The organism is Leptolyngbya subtilissima AS-A7 (genome assembly GCF_039962255.1).
In the GTDB taxonomy this organism is placed as follows: domain Bacteria; phylum Cyanobacteriota; class Cyanobacteriia; order Phormidesmidales; family Phormidesmidaceae; genus Nodosilinea.
On sequence record NZ_JAMPKY010000004.1, the window covers coordinates 377,386 to 393,713 of the forward strand.

16 protein-coding genes are annotated in these 16,328 nt (G+C 52.2%); 6 read left to right on the forward strand and 10 right to left on the reverse strand.

The window, feature by feature from the left end:
• Window positions 1–57 precede the first annotated feature (57 nt).
• The 3 genes from NC979_RS11390 to NC979_RS11400 all read left to right on the forward strand — a co-directional run bounded on the left by NC979_RS11390 (window position 58) and on the right by NC979_RS11400 (window position 1,671).
• On the forward strand, window positions 58–207 hold the full coding sequence (locus NC979_RS11390; protein WP_190520706.1) for a hypothetical protein: 150 nt from the start codon (window positions 58–60) through the stop codon (window positions 205–207).
• A 277-nt stretch (window positions 208–484) separates the two neighbouring features.
• Window positions 485–970, forward strand: a complete 486-nt coding sequence (locus NC979_RS11395) for a VOC family protein (protein WP_190520708.1) — start codon at window positions 485–487, stop codon at window positions 968–970.
• 116 nt (window positions 971–1,086) lie between these two features.
• On the forward strand, window positions 1,087–1,671 hold the full coding sequence (locus NC979_RS11400; RefSeq protein WP_190520710.1) for a GNAT family N-acetyltransferase: 585 nt from the start codon (window positions 1,087–1,089) through the stop codon (window positions 1,669–1,671).
• An 88-nt stretch (window positions 1,672–1,759) separates the two neighbouring features.
• On the opposite strand, the gene NC979_RS11405 is transcribed toward NC979_RS11400, so the two are convergent.
• Window positions 1,760–2,242 carry a nucleoside deaminase gene (locus NC979_RS11405; RefSeq protein WP_242024074.1) on the reverse strand — a complete coding sequence of 161 codons (483 nt, stop codon included), beginning with the start codon at window positions 2,240–2,242 and terminating at the stop codon, window positions 1,760–1,762.
• 230 nt (window positions 2,243–2,472) lie between these two features.
• On the opposite strand from NC979_RS11405, the gene NC979_RS11410 reads away from it, so the two are divergent.
• Window positions 2,473–2,784: a WGxxGxxG family protein gene (locus NC979_RS11410; protein WP_190520712.1), complete on the forward strand. Its 312-nt coding sequence runs from the start codon at window positions 2,473–2,475 to the stop codon at window positions 2,782–2,784.
• Window positions 2,785–2,999: 215 nt separating this feature from the next.
• On the opposite strand, the gene NC979_RS11415 is transcribed toward NC979_RS11410, so the two are convergent.
• From NC979_RS11415 to NC979_RS11425, 3 genes are all read right to left on the reverse strand, one after another.
• On the reverse strand, window positions 3,000–3,692 hold the full coding sequence (locus tag NC979_RS11415; protein ID WP_190520714.1) for a manganese catalase family protein: 693 nt from the start codon (window positions 3,690–3,692) through the stop codon (window positions 3,000–3,002).
• 598 nt (window positions 3,693–4,290) lie between these two features.
• Window positions 4,291–6,363 carry a hypothetical protein gene (locus NC979_RS11420; RefSeq protein WP_190520716.1) on the reverse strand — a complete coding sequence of 691 codons (2,073 nt, stop codon included), beginning with the start codon at window positions 6,361–6,363 and terminating at the stop codon, window positions 4,291–4,293.
• Window positions 6,364–6,825: 462 nt separating this feature from the next.
• A complete protein-coding gene (locus NC979_RS11425; protein WP_190520718.1) occupies window positions 6,826–7,314 on the reverse strand; it encodes a hypothetical protein in 489 nt (162 codons plus the stop codon).
• 560 nt (window positions 7,315–7,874) lie between these two features.
• Here NC979_RS11425 and NC979_RS11430 point away from each other — a divergent pair.
• A complete protein-coding gene (locus tag NC979_RS11430) occupies window positions 7,875–8,342 on the forward strand; it encodes a WGxxGxxG family protein (protein WP_199308902.1) in 468 nt (155 codons plus the stop codon).
• Between the two features lie 473 nt (window positions 8,343–8,815).
• Here NC979_RS11430 and NC979_RS11435 read toward each other — a convergent pair whose 3' ends face one another.
• The 5 genes from NC979_RS11435 to NC979_RS11455 all read right to left on the reverse strand — a co-directional run bounded on the left by NC979_RS11435 (window position 8,816) and on the right by NC979_RS11455 (window position 12,619).
• A complete protein-coding gene (locus tag NC979_RS11435) occupies window positions 8,816–9,898 on the reverse strand; it encodes an amidoligase family protein (protein ID WP_190520720.1) in 1,083 nt (360 codons plus the stop codon).
• A 3-nt stretch (window positions 9,899–9,901) separates the two neighbouring features.
• Entirely contained in the window at window positions 9,902–10,438 is a 537-nt protein-coding gene (locus NC979_RS11440) for a hypothetical protein (RefSeq protein ID WP_190520722.1), read from the reverse strand.
• Between the two features lie 108 nt (window positions 10,439–10,546).
• Complete coding sequence (locus NC979_RS11445; protein WP_190520724.1) at window positions 10,547–11,446, reverse strand: polysaccharide deacetylase family protein; 900 nt, start codon at window positions 11,444–11,446, stop codon at window positions 10,547–10,549.
• 172 nt (window positions 11,447–11,618) lie between these two features.
• Window positions 11,619–12,011 carry a hypothetical protein gene (locus tag NC979_RS11450; RefSeq protein ID WP_190520726.1) on the reverse strand — a complete coding sequence of 131 codons (393 nt, stop codon included), beginning with the start codon at window positions 12,009–12,011 and terminating at the stop codon, window positions 11,619–11,621.
• Between the two features lie 263 nt (window positions 12,012–12,274).
• Window positions 12,275–12,619, reverse strand: coding sequence for a hypothetical protein (locus NC979_RS11455; RefSeq protein WP_190520728.1), 345 nt, complete (start codon window positions 12,617–12,619; stop codon window positions 12,275–12,277).
• Between the two features lie 1,402 nt (window positions 12,620–14,021).
• Here NC979_RS11455 and NC979_RS11460 point away from each other — a divergent pair.
• Window positions 14,022–14,741 (forward strand): endonuclease III domain-containing protein, encoded by a 720-nt coding sequence (locus tag NC979_RS11460; protein ID WP_190520730.1) that lies wholly within the window; start codon window positions 14,022–14,024, stop codon window positions 14,739–14,741.
• 17 nt (window positions 14,742–14,758) lie between these two features.
• Here NC979_RS11460 and NC979_RS11465 read toward each other — a convergent pair whose 3' ends face one another.
• Window positions 14,759–16,309, reverse strand: a complete 1,551-nt coding sequence (locus NC979_RS11465; protein ID WP_190520732.1) for a GTP-binding protein — start codon at window positions 16,307–16,309, stop codon at window positions 14,759–14,761.
• Window positions 16,310–16,328: the final 19 nt, after the last annotated feature.

Below are 16,328 nucleotides of genomic sequence, written 5' to 3' on the forward strand. Positions count from 1 at the left end.
ATGCCGAAGCCGTTGCTGAATTAACCCCGGATGAATGGGTAGTCTGCCCCTGGATAAATGGGTAGCCCCGTTCCCCTACAACGCAGCGACCCAACCAACGTGCAGCCAGAATGTGCCACCTGCAATGAAGAATTGCTGAATTATCTGCACACTACCCCGTTGGAGATCTACCATGCAGAGCAAGATCTGTACGACGCCTTACTTTAGGAAGCTACACCGTACAGTTCTTAGCCTAGCGTCCCCCTCGAAGGCGGTTTTCAACTCAAGATTTGGCTAATCACTCTGACCAAGGGCGTTATGCGGAGTACGGAGAGCGCAGGCTAAATGCAAGTTATTCCGCCTGTGCGAAGCGCAGTGGAGCATCACTGAAATGGTATGAAATTGCCACCTATTGATGCGGAAATGTGAACCAAGCCAATGGCTCTCGGTGCGATCGCATCGTTTAACTCCGTTTTTGGGTGGTCCATCACGATGGAGAAGTGACATGGTAAAACCAGCAAAGAACACGATTTGCCTTTGGTACGATGGCGACGCCGAGGACGCGGCGCGGTTTTACGCCAAGACCTTTCCCGATTCATCCGTTGACGCGGTGCACCTCGCGCCGGGAGACTTTCCGTCCGGGAAAAAAGGGGATGTGTTGACGGTCGAATTTACGGTGATGGGAATCCCCTGCCTTGGGCTTAATGGCGGACCCGTGTTTAAGCACAACGAAGCATTTTCGTTTCAAGTCGCAACCGCTGACCAGGAAGAAACCGATCGCTATTGGAACGCGATCGTTGGCAATGGTGGCGAAGAGAGTGCATGTGGCTGGTGCAAGGATAAATGGGGATTGTCCTGGCAGATTACGCCGATCGCCTTGACCAAAGCGGTCACCGATGCCGATACCGATGCTGCCCAGCGCGCGTTCGCTGCAATGATGGAGATGAAAAAGATTAACATCGCTGCGATCGAGGCGGCGCACCGCGGTTAAGGCTGCATCTGCAAAGCCTGCCTTCTGAAAGCGCAAGGAAAACATGACGGGCGGCCCCGAACCCGCTCGATATTGAACCTGCGGTTTTCGACAGTTTTAATATTGGGTTCGCTGATATGGAAATCGTGACTAGAAGATTTCTGTTGCGTGATTTTGTTGAGTTAGATCGGCCTTCCTTTCTAAAGTATCAAGCCGATCCACGCAGCCAAGCATTTTACGAACCAAGTGACACTAGCGCCGAGCAGGCAACACGTTTGTTTGACACATTTCTGAGCTGGGCTGCCGATCGCCCCCGCACCAACTACCAACTCGCGATCGTGCAACAGCAAGAACCTAAAGCGCTCGTCGGCTGCTGCGGACTGCGGGGAGCACAGTGCCCCGCTGGTGAGATGGAACTGGGAATCGAACTTGCACCTAACTATTGGGGCCGCTACGCCTATGCAATTGAAGTGGGGCGTGCCCTGCTCAACTTTGGGTTTCAGGAATTAAAGCTGGATGTAATTTCTGGTTCTACCGTAAGCGCAAATCAGCGAATCGCTCGATTGGCAGAGTGGATGGGCGCAGAAGTCGTTGCTGTTCGTTCAGATTCCCCATGGATGTCGGAGCGAGGTTGGAATGAGGTAGATTGGCGCATTACGAAGGAGCAGTGGAGTTATCGCATCGCGCCGCTGTATAACAAACGAAGTGCAGCGGGCAGTTGAGACTGATCAACGCATTCTTCAGAGGTTTAACCTTAGAACCCAAATCTTGATTTTCTGTTCAGTCAAAATTTCTGCCAAAGCTATCGGGCTACTCATTCCAAAAGCCACGATGGAGGGCGACGATTTCTGCTTCTACTTCAGCGATTGGCCCCCAAACAGCGATCGCCTTTTGCCCCCGCTCAAATACATACCGACAGGGCATGTCCAGCGTGGGGTTTTCGGCATGGTTGCCCGTGAGTGCCAGCAGTTGCCTTTCTGTAATGCCATAGACTAACCGCCCCACATTGGCCCAATACTGTGCCCCAGCACACATCACACAGGGCTCGACGGTCGTGTAAAGCGTGCAGCCCCACAGAAAACCAGGTTCAAACTCAGCGTAGGCCAGCCGCATCAAGGTTAATTCGGCGTGGTTAACTGTGTCTATGTTGCCTTGCTCAAGCAGCACAGTGGCATGGTCTGGAGCCACCAAGATGGCCCCAAAGGGATGGTGCCCTTGGGCCACAGCCGCTTGAGCTACCTGGTTGGCCCGCTGTAGGTGCTGAACCATCTGTGTAGATGTGGGCTCTTCCATAGGTTTGACACCTAATTAACTATGAGTAAGGATAGAGCCCAAAACTATTAAACTATTGCCTTTTAAGTCAGAGTAAGTAGAGGCAATCTCCATCCAAAGGCAAGTAACAGGTTAGGAAGAAAAACATATCATAACAGTATAGGAAATTTAGATTAGGTATCAATCTATTGCGTTGATATCGAGTCTGCGTTGCTCCATTTCATTAACAGCTATTTCTTGAGGTTTCTTCCATGAAAAATAAATCCTTGGCTGCTTGGCTAGGTACTGGCGCTCTCGCCGTGAGCCTTGCCGTTCTGCCTTCTACCCTGCCCGCCTCTGCTCAAACTGGTCAAACTGGTACCGCAACCGGGACTGATGGAGTTGGTACCACAACCACAACCACTGAAGACTATGGTGACGACGGCTTTGATTGGGGCTGGTTGGGTCTTCTTGGTCTAGCAGGTCTAGCCGGTCTGAAAGGGAAAGATCGCGATCATGACACCCGGACCGCCTACGCCACCGATCGCACAACCACAAGTTCTACCAACAATCCTCGCTACTAAAGCAGAGATCGTCACGCTCTAATGCTCAACAAAATAGAAGGGGTCGCTGACTAGTGGCTCCTTTTGTTTTGTTGTATATCTAGCAAGAAAGTATGAAAAGGAAAAAATAACCTCCGGCGCTAGGTAAAGCACCGAAGATTATTTAGAAACATATTGAGTAGACTTATCGATTTTTACCTAAAGATGTAAACATCCCTAGGAAAATCAGTTCAGCCTTAGTTCCGAGACGCAACTGGGTCAGCAATGTATTTAAAGTCAGGCTCAGAGTTCCAAGGACCACGCTCATCTTTACCGCTGTCATCGGTAGAGAGATTATAGTAAAGTTCTACTGTGTCGTCGGGCTGAATGTTGCCAAACATCGGGTCAGTCAATTTGCCCATGGCGTCTAGAGCGTTCATGAACATTTTGGTGTGAGAAATTTCCCGAGTTAGCAGATGGGTGAGCGTTTTTTTGGTGCCCTCATCGGTAGCTAGTTTGATCAAGGATTCGTAGGTCTGGCGAGCGCCAGCTTCAGCCGCAATGTTAGCGCGTAGGTCTCTGACGACATCCCCACCTTCATTGATGTAGCTGGCTGTCCAGCTACTGCCCTGGCTGTCGAGAAAGTGAGGCCCAATGCCGCGTACAGCAAAGAGCGTGCTGTTGTAGGCCGGGGTTTGATCAGAATCTTTGGTATGAATCTCGATGAGCTTGCCCACCATTTCTAGGTGACCAAACTCTTCAATGGCGATGTCCTGAAGCATGTCTTTAATGCTGGGATCTTCGACATGGAAAGATTGTACCCAGTATTGAAGAGCAGCCGTGAGTTCGCCGGTAGCCCCGCCAAACTGCTCTAGCAGCAGTTGGGCAAATACAGGATCAGCCTCATTGACCTGAACGGTATGAACAGGATCTTTTTTGTGAAAAAACATAGGTTCCTTTGAGGTATTGGGGCAACTACAGGATTAAGCTCAATCTAAGATATAAACATTTCTGCTAAACCCTTGATTTTACTTTTGAAAGGGTATATACAGCGATATCAGATTAAATTGGAGCAGCATAATTTGGCTCAAGGGCTAGCTAATTACGACCAGCACCTAAGCAAGATTTTGCTCTTTAAAACTGATATTTTAGGCTTTGATTTTGCTGTCGAAATTCGACTTAGTCAAAGCTGCTTACACTTGCCTTTAATCACTGTGCTTGACTACACCTTAAGGCTAGACTCGTAAACCCTCCTCTATATATATAGGGAGAAGATTCGAGCCTAAATGTAGAGGAGATAATCATGTACCTTTAGATGACGTCTAAGGGTTTCATTTCCTGTGGCAAAAGTGAAAATTTTAGTATTACTGAGTTGAAGCATGAATTTGGGTAAGGACAAACGGCCGTTTGCTCCTATGAGAGGCATCCCAGTTTTAATTCACGCCTGTACTCAGCAACACCAAAACTTCCTAACCCTTTTTAGGTAGAGGGTTGAGCAGCCACTGAAGCTGTAGCAAATCGCTCTTCAGACACCCTCTTATATCGAAATTAAACAAAATTTGCGGCGGTGATATCGACCGCGTCGGTTAACAACAGCTTTGCCATAGCATCAAACGAGGTTGCATCTAAGACAAGCGTAGTGCGCGCCTCTACACCTGTACCCTGAGCAAAGATGACGTCAAAAAAGGCGGCGTTGGTGAATTTGTCAACCGACGGGTCAAAGTCCAGCACGGTGGTGATACCAGAGCCATCAAACAGACCAAAGGTGTCTATGCCATCCCCGCCGAAGGCTGTGTTGTTGCCTGCATCGCCATCGAGAAAATCATTGCCGCCAAAGCCGAACAGGGCATCGTCACCAGTGCCTCCCAACAGATTGTCATTGCCGTCAGACCCCTCAAAGATGTTCGTTCCGGCCAAGTTTCGCGTGTCGCCGCTGATGTGGGTAACGCCAGCAAACTCGCCGCTAAAGGTGTTGTTCTCAACGACAATATCGGCGAAGGCTTCAGTCGGCTCGCGATGGTCAAAGGCTACCGCTGAGGCTACGATCGCATCAAAACTGTTGCTGCTGATCTCAATATCAGACTGAGTGCCCTGGGCAGTTGTGCCCTCTGCGGCCGCCAAACGAATGCCATAAAACGCGTTTGAGAAGCTATTGTCAACAATATCGACCGCCGATAGATCGCGATCGTCTAGGGTAACGATGCCGTCGTAGGCCCCAGAAAATGTATTGTCGGCAATGGTGACATTAGCGGTGGAATTGGCAGAACCGTCAACATCTAGAGAAAGCTGGAGGTTGTAGCGGGCTGCGGTGAAGGCTGCTATTTCATTAGAAAAGTCTGCTACCCCCAAATCGACGACGTTGCTTAGAACTTTGACATTTTGAGAATTATCAATCTGAATGCCTCGCCGGCCCACAACACCGGCATTGTCATGAATTCCGACATTGTCGGCAATCAGCAAACCATCAACATTGTCAATCCGCATGATCGAGGCATCGTTGCCGGTGATGCCGTCGAAGTAATTGTCTGTAATTGACCAGTTAGAACCGCCAGATGGCGCTCCGCCAGTGCCAAAGCCGTTGGTAATAAAGGTTTGGTTGTTATCGGTTAGCCCAACAAAGTCGTTGAAGGCAATAGTAATGTTGTCGAAATTAACGCTGCCGTCACTGCCCCCGCGAATGGCAGCTGAGTTGTTGGTGAACTCAAAACCCAGAATAGAAATATTGTCGTCAGCTAGGGTAAACGAGCCCTCAAGAATCGATTCGGCACCGCGAGCTGCGTCGTTGCCAGCCAGGCCAAAATTGGCCCCAATCAAGGTTAGTGATTTGTCGAGGGTGACGTCTTCGCTGTAGGTGCCTGCCGCTGCCAGCAGAGTATAGCCATCGGCGGCGGCGTCAACTGCTGCCTGGATACTGCTGAAACCACCCACCAGGTTATTGTCAACATCAAACAGCTGTAGGGGTTTTAGCGCCGCGCCCGTGGTCAACCCGGCCACTAGGGTAATGTCTGGATCAGACTTACCGATCGACAGGGGGCGACCGAACAGGTTGCCAAGGAAGGGCAAATGGCTGGTCTCATTTAGAGTGACTACGCCCTGACCATCGGCGCTATCCACTGTGTCGTTGTTCAGTAGACTCACAATGCGGATGGCGTCAATAGCTTCTCCGGTCGCTAGGCCAAAGTCGCTCAGATCAAAGGCCGTAGCAAACAGCCCCGTGCCGTCTGCGGGGCCGTTGATGGCAGTTTCATCGTAGCTGTCAAAGAACTCGTAGCGAAACGGGGTGAATTGTCCGGTTGCGGTACTGCGTACGGCTACGGCGTAATCTTCAGGCACTCTAGCAAAACCGTTCTCATAGACGACCAAGTCGTCCCCCGCTTGGTTAACAGGGCCAGAGCCAGCATCCCAAGTTAGCTCAATGGTTGAGCGGTTGAAAAGATTGCCCAAGGCAATTGATTGCCCATTGCTACTGCCGACAAGTGAGCCAACTGTATTATCTGAAAGCTCTGGAAATTGCAGTCCAGACCCAAAGAAGAGCGTTCTGGATGCCCCATCGACGATTGAGCCATCGGTAACTAAGTCATTCTCGTCAAAGGTAAAGCCAGCGATAGTAAACGTAGCCATAGCATTCAGCTCCCTGTAAGCACACCTGCTTTTTATATTGAGGGATTATCAAGGCTTATGGGTAAAGAGAAGTAAAGAAATTGTGCGTGGCGATGGCTGATACGCCTAAAACACGAGTTACCGCCGCGGTAAAAAACTGAGGCAAGGATAGTTGTATCTACCGGAATCGAGCAAATTCCAGTAAGCTGATTGCGTGATTTGATGCAAGAATTTTGAAACCTAATATACATAGTTCTTGAATATTTATACTGAAAAATTTAACCCGTGGATTCAACAAAAAGTCTCCCAAGCCAGGTTTAGCCAGCTTAGGAGACTTTAAGGTTTAGTTGTTGCAGAATAGAAGGCTTTTTTGCGGAGCAAGCGGTAGCTTTACCAAAGTCACCTTACCATTCCAGTTGTTTAGCTCTGTTCCCTAAAGCATCCGTACCGAGGGAATGCTTGGAGGATGCTACGAACTCTGGCTTAAGCCGTTACGGGAGGTTGGCCAAGGGCCTGCTGAGCCTGGCGCACTTCGTCCTGGGTGCCTTCAACAATCAGCTTATATTCCCGAGGCAGGTTGGGATTGCCCTTCATTTGCTGGCGAGCTGGTTGGCGAGCCTTTAACGTGCGGCCGGCACCGGTACCAAACACACCGCCTGCGATCGCACTAGCAAACACCGCAATTCGGCTGGCAGCAGAATCGGGGTAATGACCTGTTAACTGAAAGACGACAATGATCGTGGCAATCAGCCCCAGAATGCCGCCTAGAGTAAATCCCATCAAAAGGCCTGCCTCTGGCCCCATGGTGATGCCTTGGGCGGCTAACTGGAGGTCAGCGGGAATACTGTCATCAATCAGTATTTTCTGCCCGTTGATGCCAGATGCCTGAACCGCCTGTTTAGCCTGATCGGCTTCTTGGCGGTTCTTAAATACCGCAACTATCTCTCGGTTTCGCGTTAGCTGTGCTGTCATAGGAATAACTCCTTAACTGTAGGTCTTAAGTCAAGCCAGAGCCCTGATTGCTTTGTCTGGTCTAGCCTTGGCTTTGTTCTTACCTCGTATGATGACGATCTCGGTGCTGGCTATGCTCTGTAAATAGATAGACTTAGTTGCTTTTGAGAGTTGTTATCAGAAGGATGTTAGTCCACTTGTGGTTTTAGCCGACACCGGCAAAAAAGGCGTCAAGAGGGGATCTCAGTTTTTGAGAAACCTGTGAAAAGCTCCACAACCTTGACTCATTGACCACAATCTAGTCAGTTCATTGCTGTCTACGAGGATTAGGTAAAGTCAAAAATGTTATTTCCCATTCTCTTTGAGCCTCAAAAGCTGCTGTGCAAAGAACCTTTCAGTCTTTTCGTCCCTTAGTAGAGGGCTGGCGAGTATAAACCTCTAACCAGAGGTGAATAACAGTTAGATAAAAACCGCTTAGGGTGTGGGCACAAGGATTTGCTCTGGCTTCAACAACCGTGGCGCTGCCAAAGTTTTGGCGTCAGGAGTAAATCAGGTGCCATTCGTTTTTAGGAATTTGGTTTATGAAAAACAACGTTGTGTCGAGATGGGTTGGTGGTAGTGCGCTGGCACTTGGTCTAGCGGTTTCGTCGTCTATGCTGCCCGCTTCTGCCCATACAACGACTGAGACCGTGGCGCAAACGGCTCCAGGCTCGGCAGACTCGGCAGACTCTGAAGGTGCAACTCCAGGGTCAACCGTGCCTGGTGAGACATCCCCTGACCCTGTGACTCCAGCCGCCCCAAGCAACTTCGACCAAACAGCTCCTGGCACGGTTTCTCCTGACGCAACAGCACCCAGTGAAACTTATACTGACCCAGCGGCTTCTGACACGACAGCGACAGCTGGTGAGGATGATGACTCAAGCTGGGGATGGTTGGGCCTTTTAGGACTGCTTGGTTTGAGTGGTTTGGCAAAGCGCAAGCGCTCAACGCCGGTTTACACCACCGAAGATCGTGTGGTTGACCATCCTTCTGCCGGTCCTCGTATTTAAGGTTTCAGGTCACTTGGTTGGCGTCAATGCAGCGATCGCCACTACGTTTAGGGCATAGGTTGCTGCCACTGGCAGAAAGTAAGGCGCCATCTGACATTTAAGGTAACGCAGAACGTTATAGCCGACTTGACCATGGTGACGGTGATAGTTTAACTGCTGATGGAGGGGTGCTAAACAGCACCCTTTTTTGTTAACCGCAGAAATTAGAGCGACAGAGCAATACATTGCAGTAGTTGGTTTAGTTGAGACGCTTTGACAGGCAAATTCTTTCGGTAGGGGCATTGCAGTGTAATGTCCCTACGCCAAATCTGTCTTAGCTCGAGGGACGTCTGCAATAGCAATAGCAGAGGTAAGGTTTGGGTTGGGACTACTCAAGATACCAGGATTCGAGCCTGGCGGTTTTTTCCATTTTCGCTTTTTTACTATTAGCTAAATATCCTTCTGCTGGGTTGTTCTGGGCCAATCTTTCATAGCTACAGCTGGCGCAAAAACTGTGATGATGGCAGAGCTTGACGTAGCGCGTTGACGCCGTCTGTCCCTACTGGCCAGGGGTCGTTTGGTGGCACGGGAGTTGGGTCGATGGCTCGGTTTATTAAATCAGCCATGAGATCAATCGTTTCTAGAAGCGGCGGCAGGGTTAGATAGACCGGCAAAATGCGCACTTCAAAGGTGTGTTTGCGGCGGGGGGCATAGACAATATTTTTGAGGTTAAAGTCACAGTATTTAGTGAGGGGCACGGTTTTTAGCCGTTCTCTAGCCTGGTCCCAGGGCAAGTTCCTCCAGTCTGGTGCTTGCACTAGGGTCAGCAGCTCGGAGGGCCAAAGCCCCAACCGTTGACACCGGGGGTTGCTGGCCACAAGCCACTTTAGGGTGAAGCCATGGGCCCATAGCAAGTTGACCAGGTTGCGAATTGCCGGGGCAGAACAGAGAGGAGCGGCGTCAAAATGCAGGTGGGTTGCCCCTTCCGCTGGAGCATAGAAATTGAGCTGACGAGCAATTTGAAGGTAGGTCTCCAACTGGGGGAGCTGAGCGTAGGTTAGGGGTGGGGTAATTAATTCACAGGGCCGTTCTCGCTCACCGGGTAGCGATGTGGCAATGGCAATGGGTGGCCCTAAGTCGTCAGCTAGTTTGACCATGCCCTTTGGCCCCTGCTGCACCTCTAGGCCCAGGGTCTTGGCGACCGGTTGCAACACCTCGGCGAGGGGCAGGTTGGCATCGCTCAAGCGACTAATGATCTGCATAAACCGGATGTCGTCGCCAACGATGCGGTACCAGCCGGGCTGAGGGGGGTAGGTGCGATCACAGTCGGCTTGCAGAGTCAGATCATCAACGCACCAGGCGATCGCCTGATGCTGGGCATCGCGCACCTCAAACCCCAGGGTGAGATTCTCTAGCACCGGGGTGCCGACGATCTGGCTATGCTCCGACTGGGGATAAAATATGCGGCTAACGCTGCCCCCGTAAGCGGCGGCGATCGCTTCGGCAAGGGCTTGGCGGCTAGACCCGCGCGGAGCCATCAGCTCAATTTCTAGGCCAACTCTGCCCACCAGGGTCATGGCTTAGGGCTGGGAGTTAGCCAATTCCAAAGCATATTCAACCTCGTCGGCATTGCCCATAATCAAGTTGCGCTCAATGCGGAGCTTGGCGTCGTAGGGGGTGGCGTCGCCCCAAAATTCGGCTAGGGCGGCGGCGTCATCGTAGGTGTAGCTGGTTTCGCTGTAGAAGCGCAGGTCGTCTACCGACTGAAGCGACTCTAGGCGGGCGTCGAGCAAAAACTGCTCAAGTAGGGCTACATCGGCAGGCCCCCAAAGAATTTTACGGCCAATGCGGGCCTTTGCCTCGTCAACATCTTGGCCCCAATAGCTGGCCAGCTGAGCGGCATCCCAATAGGTGTAGCCACTGCTAAAAAAGGTTTCTAGCTCTGTCTGGGCGTAGTTTTGGCTAATTTCATTGTCACACTTGAGCATGGCGTCAGCCCCAGCGCTGATTGGCGCTTGGAGTTGACCAGCAGAAGTGGCAGCCTGGGCGCTGCTGGCGGCGAGAACAGCGGCGATCGCCAGCAAAATAGACAGATGAAGCGTTTTAGAATTTTTCATAGCTTCCAGGCAGGATTTGCTCAATCATAGTTGGGGAATCTGGGCGTTTCGCTGGTTTGTAACGAATGCTGATTTACCCTTCATCAAACGATGCTTTGGGGATGGACGCTAGGGGATGGTGTCGGCCAACTCGTTGAGAATGTGGGCTGCGATCGCACCGGGATGAGTGAGCCACACCCGGTTGGGTTGGTTGCGCGCTACATTGGCAATGTGTTGCAGGGCGCGGCGCAGGTGCCGCAGTCGAAACGGCTGCCCAACCAGGTAAGGGTGCAGGGCAATGCCGTACACCAGCGGCTGCTGATGAGACTGCTCTAACATCTCATCAAAGTTGTCGATGATCATCTCGGCGAAGTCGTTAGCGCTCATCCGGCGCACTGCGATCGCCGGTATGTCATTAACTTCTTGGGGATAGGGCACTGAGAGAATGCGGCTGTGCCGGGTCTTAAACCAGATGGGCTGATCGTCCTGACACCAATCAAGCATGTATGTGTAGCCCGCCTCTTGGAGCAAGTCGGGGGTAACGATACTTTGAGCAATCCAGGGGCCAAGCCAGCCCTGGGGCGGCTGCCCTTCATGGTTGGCCAAAATGTGCGTTGTTTCAGCAATCAGAGCAGCTTCATCCGCTTCGCTCAAAATGCTCTGGCGTTCGGAGTTGGTGCGACCATGGGCGACAATTTCATCGTTGCGATCGCGAAAGGCCGCCACCACTTCTGGGCAATAGTCGTAGATCGCCGAGTTAACTAGCAGCGCCACCGGCAACTCTAGCTGATTAAACAGCTCCAGCAGTCGCCAGACCCCCACCCGGTTGCCATAGTCACGCCAGGCGTAGTTCAAAACATCAGGCTGAGGGCCACCAGGGGCCAGCTCGGCTCCCAATCCTTCACCAAAGGCAAAATGCTCTAGGTTGAGCGCTATATAAAAGGCTAACCGTCGTCCGCCCGGCCAACGGTAGTCGGCCCGCTGCGTGATGGCCGAATAGCTATAGCGTCCGTGGTGAGTTAGCGGCAAGGCTTAAGCTCCCATTCAAGGAAGGGCACGCCTGGAAGGTTACCAGAAACTGCCTAAAAGTGGGAAAGGGCAACGTGAAAAGCCGCTGAGGTTCTTGTGGGAGGGCAGGACTTTTAGATGAACTGCAAAAATAGGGAGTAAAGATAGTTTTGCAAACTTTCGAGCTTTAGAACTAAAGGTGAGCTTTGACCAACAGCAGTGCGCCCGATAAAATTCCTAGTGACAGCGAAGCAGAGCCTAGCCAGGTGAGCTGCATTTTTCGGCGCATAGCCCGGCTTTTGAATCTAGCAGAACCGTCAAACCCTTCGCGATCGGCGCTAGAGAGCGTGGTTAAAAAGCCCAAAGCATATAGGATAGAGGCGGCAAAGAATTCAAGGACTGGAGTCAGGATAAGCAATCCCCGCTCCACCCCAGCATCCATATCGTAGGGAGTAGCTAATATAAAAAGGCCTATATAAACAGGAATTGCGATTAGGCTGGCTTGCAGCATTAACCGGCAGAACAAGTGGTAAACCGTAAAAGAAGAATCTACGGTAGCTTCTGAAACTGTGCGAACAATAGTCATGAAATATCGATATTACTTCTTGTACGCTGCTGGCGGATATCTTAGTGAATAACGGCTACAACTCGGCGGCGGCGACCATAGCTTTACGCATATTTTAGCGACTCGTGTAGTAGATCCAAAGAGTTGCAAGATTTAAGGGGTATACCCCTGCACAGGCTATTGAAAACTTGCTGTCTAGGGAGCGATCGCCTCCTAGCCCATGGACTGGCTTCGTAACACCCGAATACTCTCTGGGCCACCGTAGGTCAAACTACTGCTGCGCCTCAAAACGGCATTCGTCCAGTAGCCAGGAGCTTGTACCCAAAAGTCATACCCAGCATTGAGACAAAGAAGTGCCAAAGACTAGTGGGGCTTAGCACAGCTCGACTGCTGACAAAAACGCAGAGGATGCCGCCTGCTACTAATACCCAGCCGAATTGCTTCATAAAGCCGAGGGGCATAAAGACCAACAAAAAAATGCCGCCAAACAAAAGAAAAATTGACAGGTCGGCGGCGATACCACGCCACCAGTAGGGGCTAACGTTAGTGGTAAAAAAGATATTTTTGCCCAAGAAATAGATGCCCAGCAGCATCAGGGCCAAACCGACGACTTGAATCAAAAATCGCATAGAGAGTTAGATAAATACTTCAGTTAACAAGTAGACTATGGCGGCTAAAGCCCTATGGTTAGGGGCGATGGACAAAGCCCGACTTTAGAGGTCAGCGCAACTCTGGAAGCGTTTTGCAATCCGCAGCGGCACCCCTAAACCCAAGCCTAGGTTACCCAAAAGCCACGCTGTAGAAACTTGGTCAGGTAGAGGAACACAATGCGTTCCAGAGGTGGTGGGCACTAGTACTAACAAAAAGGTCAATAGCTGGGTCAGTTGCTCTAAAAGCCACCAAAAGCCAACTCCGATGGCAACAAATAGCAATTTGTCCAGGGACGCGCCTATTCACAACTATCGGTAATTAGGAGACTCGTTCTTCTACAAACTGATTGGCGCTCATTCCGGATGCAGCCAAGGCCAATAGTGTCCGAAGGCCGCAATTTATCAAGAGGTAACTTTAGTCTGGCCGAGCAATATTCTTCTATTTGCGCCTTGTCAAGGAACTGTTAGGTTCACCTGACTAACCTGAGTAGATTCTCTACCTCATGGTCGATACGGCCTCTTTTATCGGCTTGATAGAGTAGGTGTGTACGCCCATTCTGTTGAAGGCTATGAGACTTAATCTTTTGAGCTACGCAGGTGGTTTAGGGCTAGTAGCCGGTGCGCTGATGTGGCCTGGCGTTAGTCACGCTCAAGGATTTTGCTATCTGATTAACTCTGAGGGCGAAGTCGTCAATCTAGATGACATGTGCCAGGAGAACGACGCCCCCGAGACTTCCCCAACGCCTGGGGCCAGCGACGCTTCAGCTGATCCCCAGGGCACCTCATCGTCTTCTGAGGTTATAAATACCACTACTACAAATCCGGCGGGGACAAACTCCACTGGAGCAAACCCGGCTGGGATAAACCCCGCAGGGACAGACTCTACCGGAACAAACCCAGCAGGAACAAGCCCAGCGGGGACGAACTCTACTGGCGGGACAAGTCCTGCTGTGAGTCCAGCGAGGACAAATCCTACTGTGGCGCCCGGCTCAAATGGAAATACCAACCGGGCTAACCCTAATAACGAAGACACCAACCGGGCTAACCCCAATACAGACGATTCGGAAGCCTCACCGGCTGGGACCGCATCGCCTCGGACACCAAACTCTGACACGTCAGACACACCTGACAATGCTACAGAGCGAGGAAATCGCAACACAGAGCTAGAAAACCGCAATCGAGAGCCACAAAACCGCAATACAGAGCCAGAGAACCGCTTAGACATTCCGGTTAGGGAGATCGAGAGGCCTGAAATTCCTGAGGTCCAAACTCCTCAACGATCAGATTTTACTGGGGATAACACCGATACATCTACATCTGGGAATGACACTGATACAGCCGGAGATGACACCGATACATCGCAATAGCTAGGCAGCAGATTTTGGCAGTTCAACCCATTGATCTAGACTTGCAGCGCCAGGCAGTCATTATTCATCAGCGTCTATGTGCCGAATATGATTGCCCAATTCCCTATTTTCATGCGCTCGATCCGCTGAGTGAGCTGGTTTCATCTCTGCTGTCTCACCGCACTAAAAATCGGGACTCGGGCCGCGCGTTTAAGCAGCTAGTGGCCCAGTTTCCCACCTGGGAAGCGGTGCGGGATGCGCCAACGGAGCTGGTAGAACAGGCGATCGCACCCTGCACCTGGCCCGAGCAAAAAGCGCCCCGCATTCAGCAAGTACTGCGGTTGGTTGGTGAGTTAACCAATGGTGAGTGGTCGCTCGACTTTTTGAAAGATATGTCGGTGGCGGAAGCTCGGGCTTGGCTAGAAGCACTGCCCGGAGTCGGGCCAAAGACCAGCGCGGCGGTGCTTTGCTTTAGTGAGTTGCGGGGTCGAGCACTGCCGGTGGATAGCCACCACCACCGGGTCGCCCAGCGATTGGGCCTAATTTCTTCAAAGATGGCAGTGGGGCCATCTCATGTTGCTCTAGAAGGGTTTTTGCCTGATGAGTGGGATGCCCAGCAGGTCTACGACCACCACGAAGTCATGATGCTGCACGGCCAGCGGTGTTGCTTTTACAAAAATCCGAGTTGCGATCGCTGCGTTGTGCTCGATCTATGTCCTTATGGGCAAGAAAGATGCGAAAAAACGAAGAGTTAAGAATGAAGAGGGATTGTCTAAGGGGCAATCTTGGCTCTGAGTTCGGCTTTGATGCGGTTCAAGATCGAGGTCTCGTCGAGGCCATCGAGAATTTCGCCAATCACAGCTTTGGGGCCGTTGGGTCCCCAGGTGGCACCGTTGGTGAGGTAGGTTTTGGTGATCTGGCCAATGCCATAGGTGGCCAAACCAGCGACACCGCCCTGGGCTAGGGCCACGGGAATGTAGGGGGCGATCGCCAGGCCGCCTGTTGCGATCGCCGACACCCCCAGCATGCCCTTGAGTGAGCTGAGCCCTAGGGTGATCACCAGCTCGCTAATCGTAATGCCGCCTAGACCTAGGGCAATCTGCTGGAGCAGCTTGAGGGCAGCGGGGCGGGTCATGGGCAGACCGTAGAGCCGCGACAAATTGAGAATCAACATGATATCAACGACAGTGCCGCCAATCAGATCCGCCACGGTGATCGGATTGAGGGCGACAGCGACGGCTTTGATCATGGTGGCGTTCCAGATGGTGTCGTCGGCGATGCGATCGCAGATCTGCCGCTTGCGCTCCAGAATTTCGGCGCTGATGCCTTCGGCATACATCAGGGTGTTAAGGGCCACCAGGGCCTTGCCTTCGCGGTGCAGAATGTCGAGAATTTTGAGCTTGAGATCATCGACCTGGGGCTGGGCGCGCACGGTTTTGTAGGTCGTTTCGCCATTAGGTTGGGCAACAGCCTGCACCGCTAAGGGGGAAGCCGCCGCCATAACAATTTCATCGGGGGAGATCAGGTCTTGGAGGCGGCGATCGCGCAGGGTTTCGTAGAGGGTCTGGCGATCGGCCTCCGGGAATTGGTCGATTTTGTTGAACACCAGCAGCATGGGCTTACTGGCCTGGCGCAGAGCTTTCAGCGCCTCATACTCGACGCGGGTAATGTCGCCCGCAATCACAAACAAAATCAGATCGACCTGCTCGGCGATGCGACGGGCCAAGTCGGCGCGGTCTTCGCCATCCACCTCGTCGAGGCCGGGAGTGTCGATCAGCTCGATGCGCGACTGGCCAACGCTTTTGAGCGAAACCCGCAGCAGATCGGGCAAGTCAGGAGTGAGAGCTTCTCGGTTGACGGCCCAGGCGCTGCCTTCGACCACTTGGGTGACGCCATGAGTGACGCCAGTGGCAAAGACATCCTGGCCCATCAGAGCATTGAGCAGCGACGATTTGCCGCGCCCCACCAGACCAAAAGCGGCAATATGCACCACCGTATTCTCGAGCTTGTCCTTTAGACCGCGCAGGTTTTGCAGAGCTTCTTCGACACCGGCCTGCTCGCGGGGGGTGAGGTTGAGGCGCTGCACTAGGCCGCCTAGAGCCTCCTGGGCGCGGCGGTAGTTGAGGTCGTCTTGCAGGTCTTGAAAGTCGAGCACCAGATCGCCCAGCTCTTGCTCCACGGCTTCCCAAGTGGCGGGGTCAGCGGCAGGGAGCGCTAGGGGAGCACCCTGCACGGTAGCGACGAGTTCCCCTAGTTCAGCTTCAACCTCTTCCCAGGTAATGTCTGGGTTTGGGGAAGTAGGCAAGGGGTCGTTAGCGGGCATGGGGTGGATATGAGGGAGG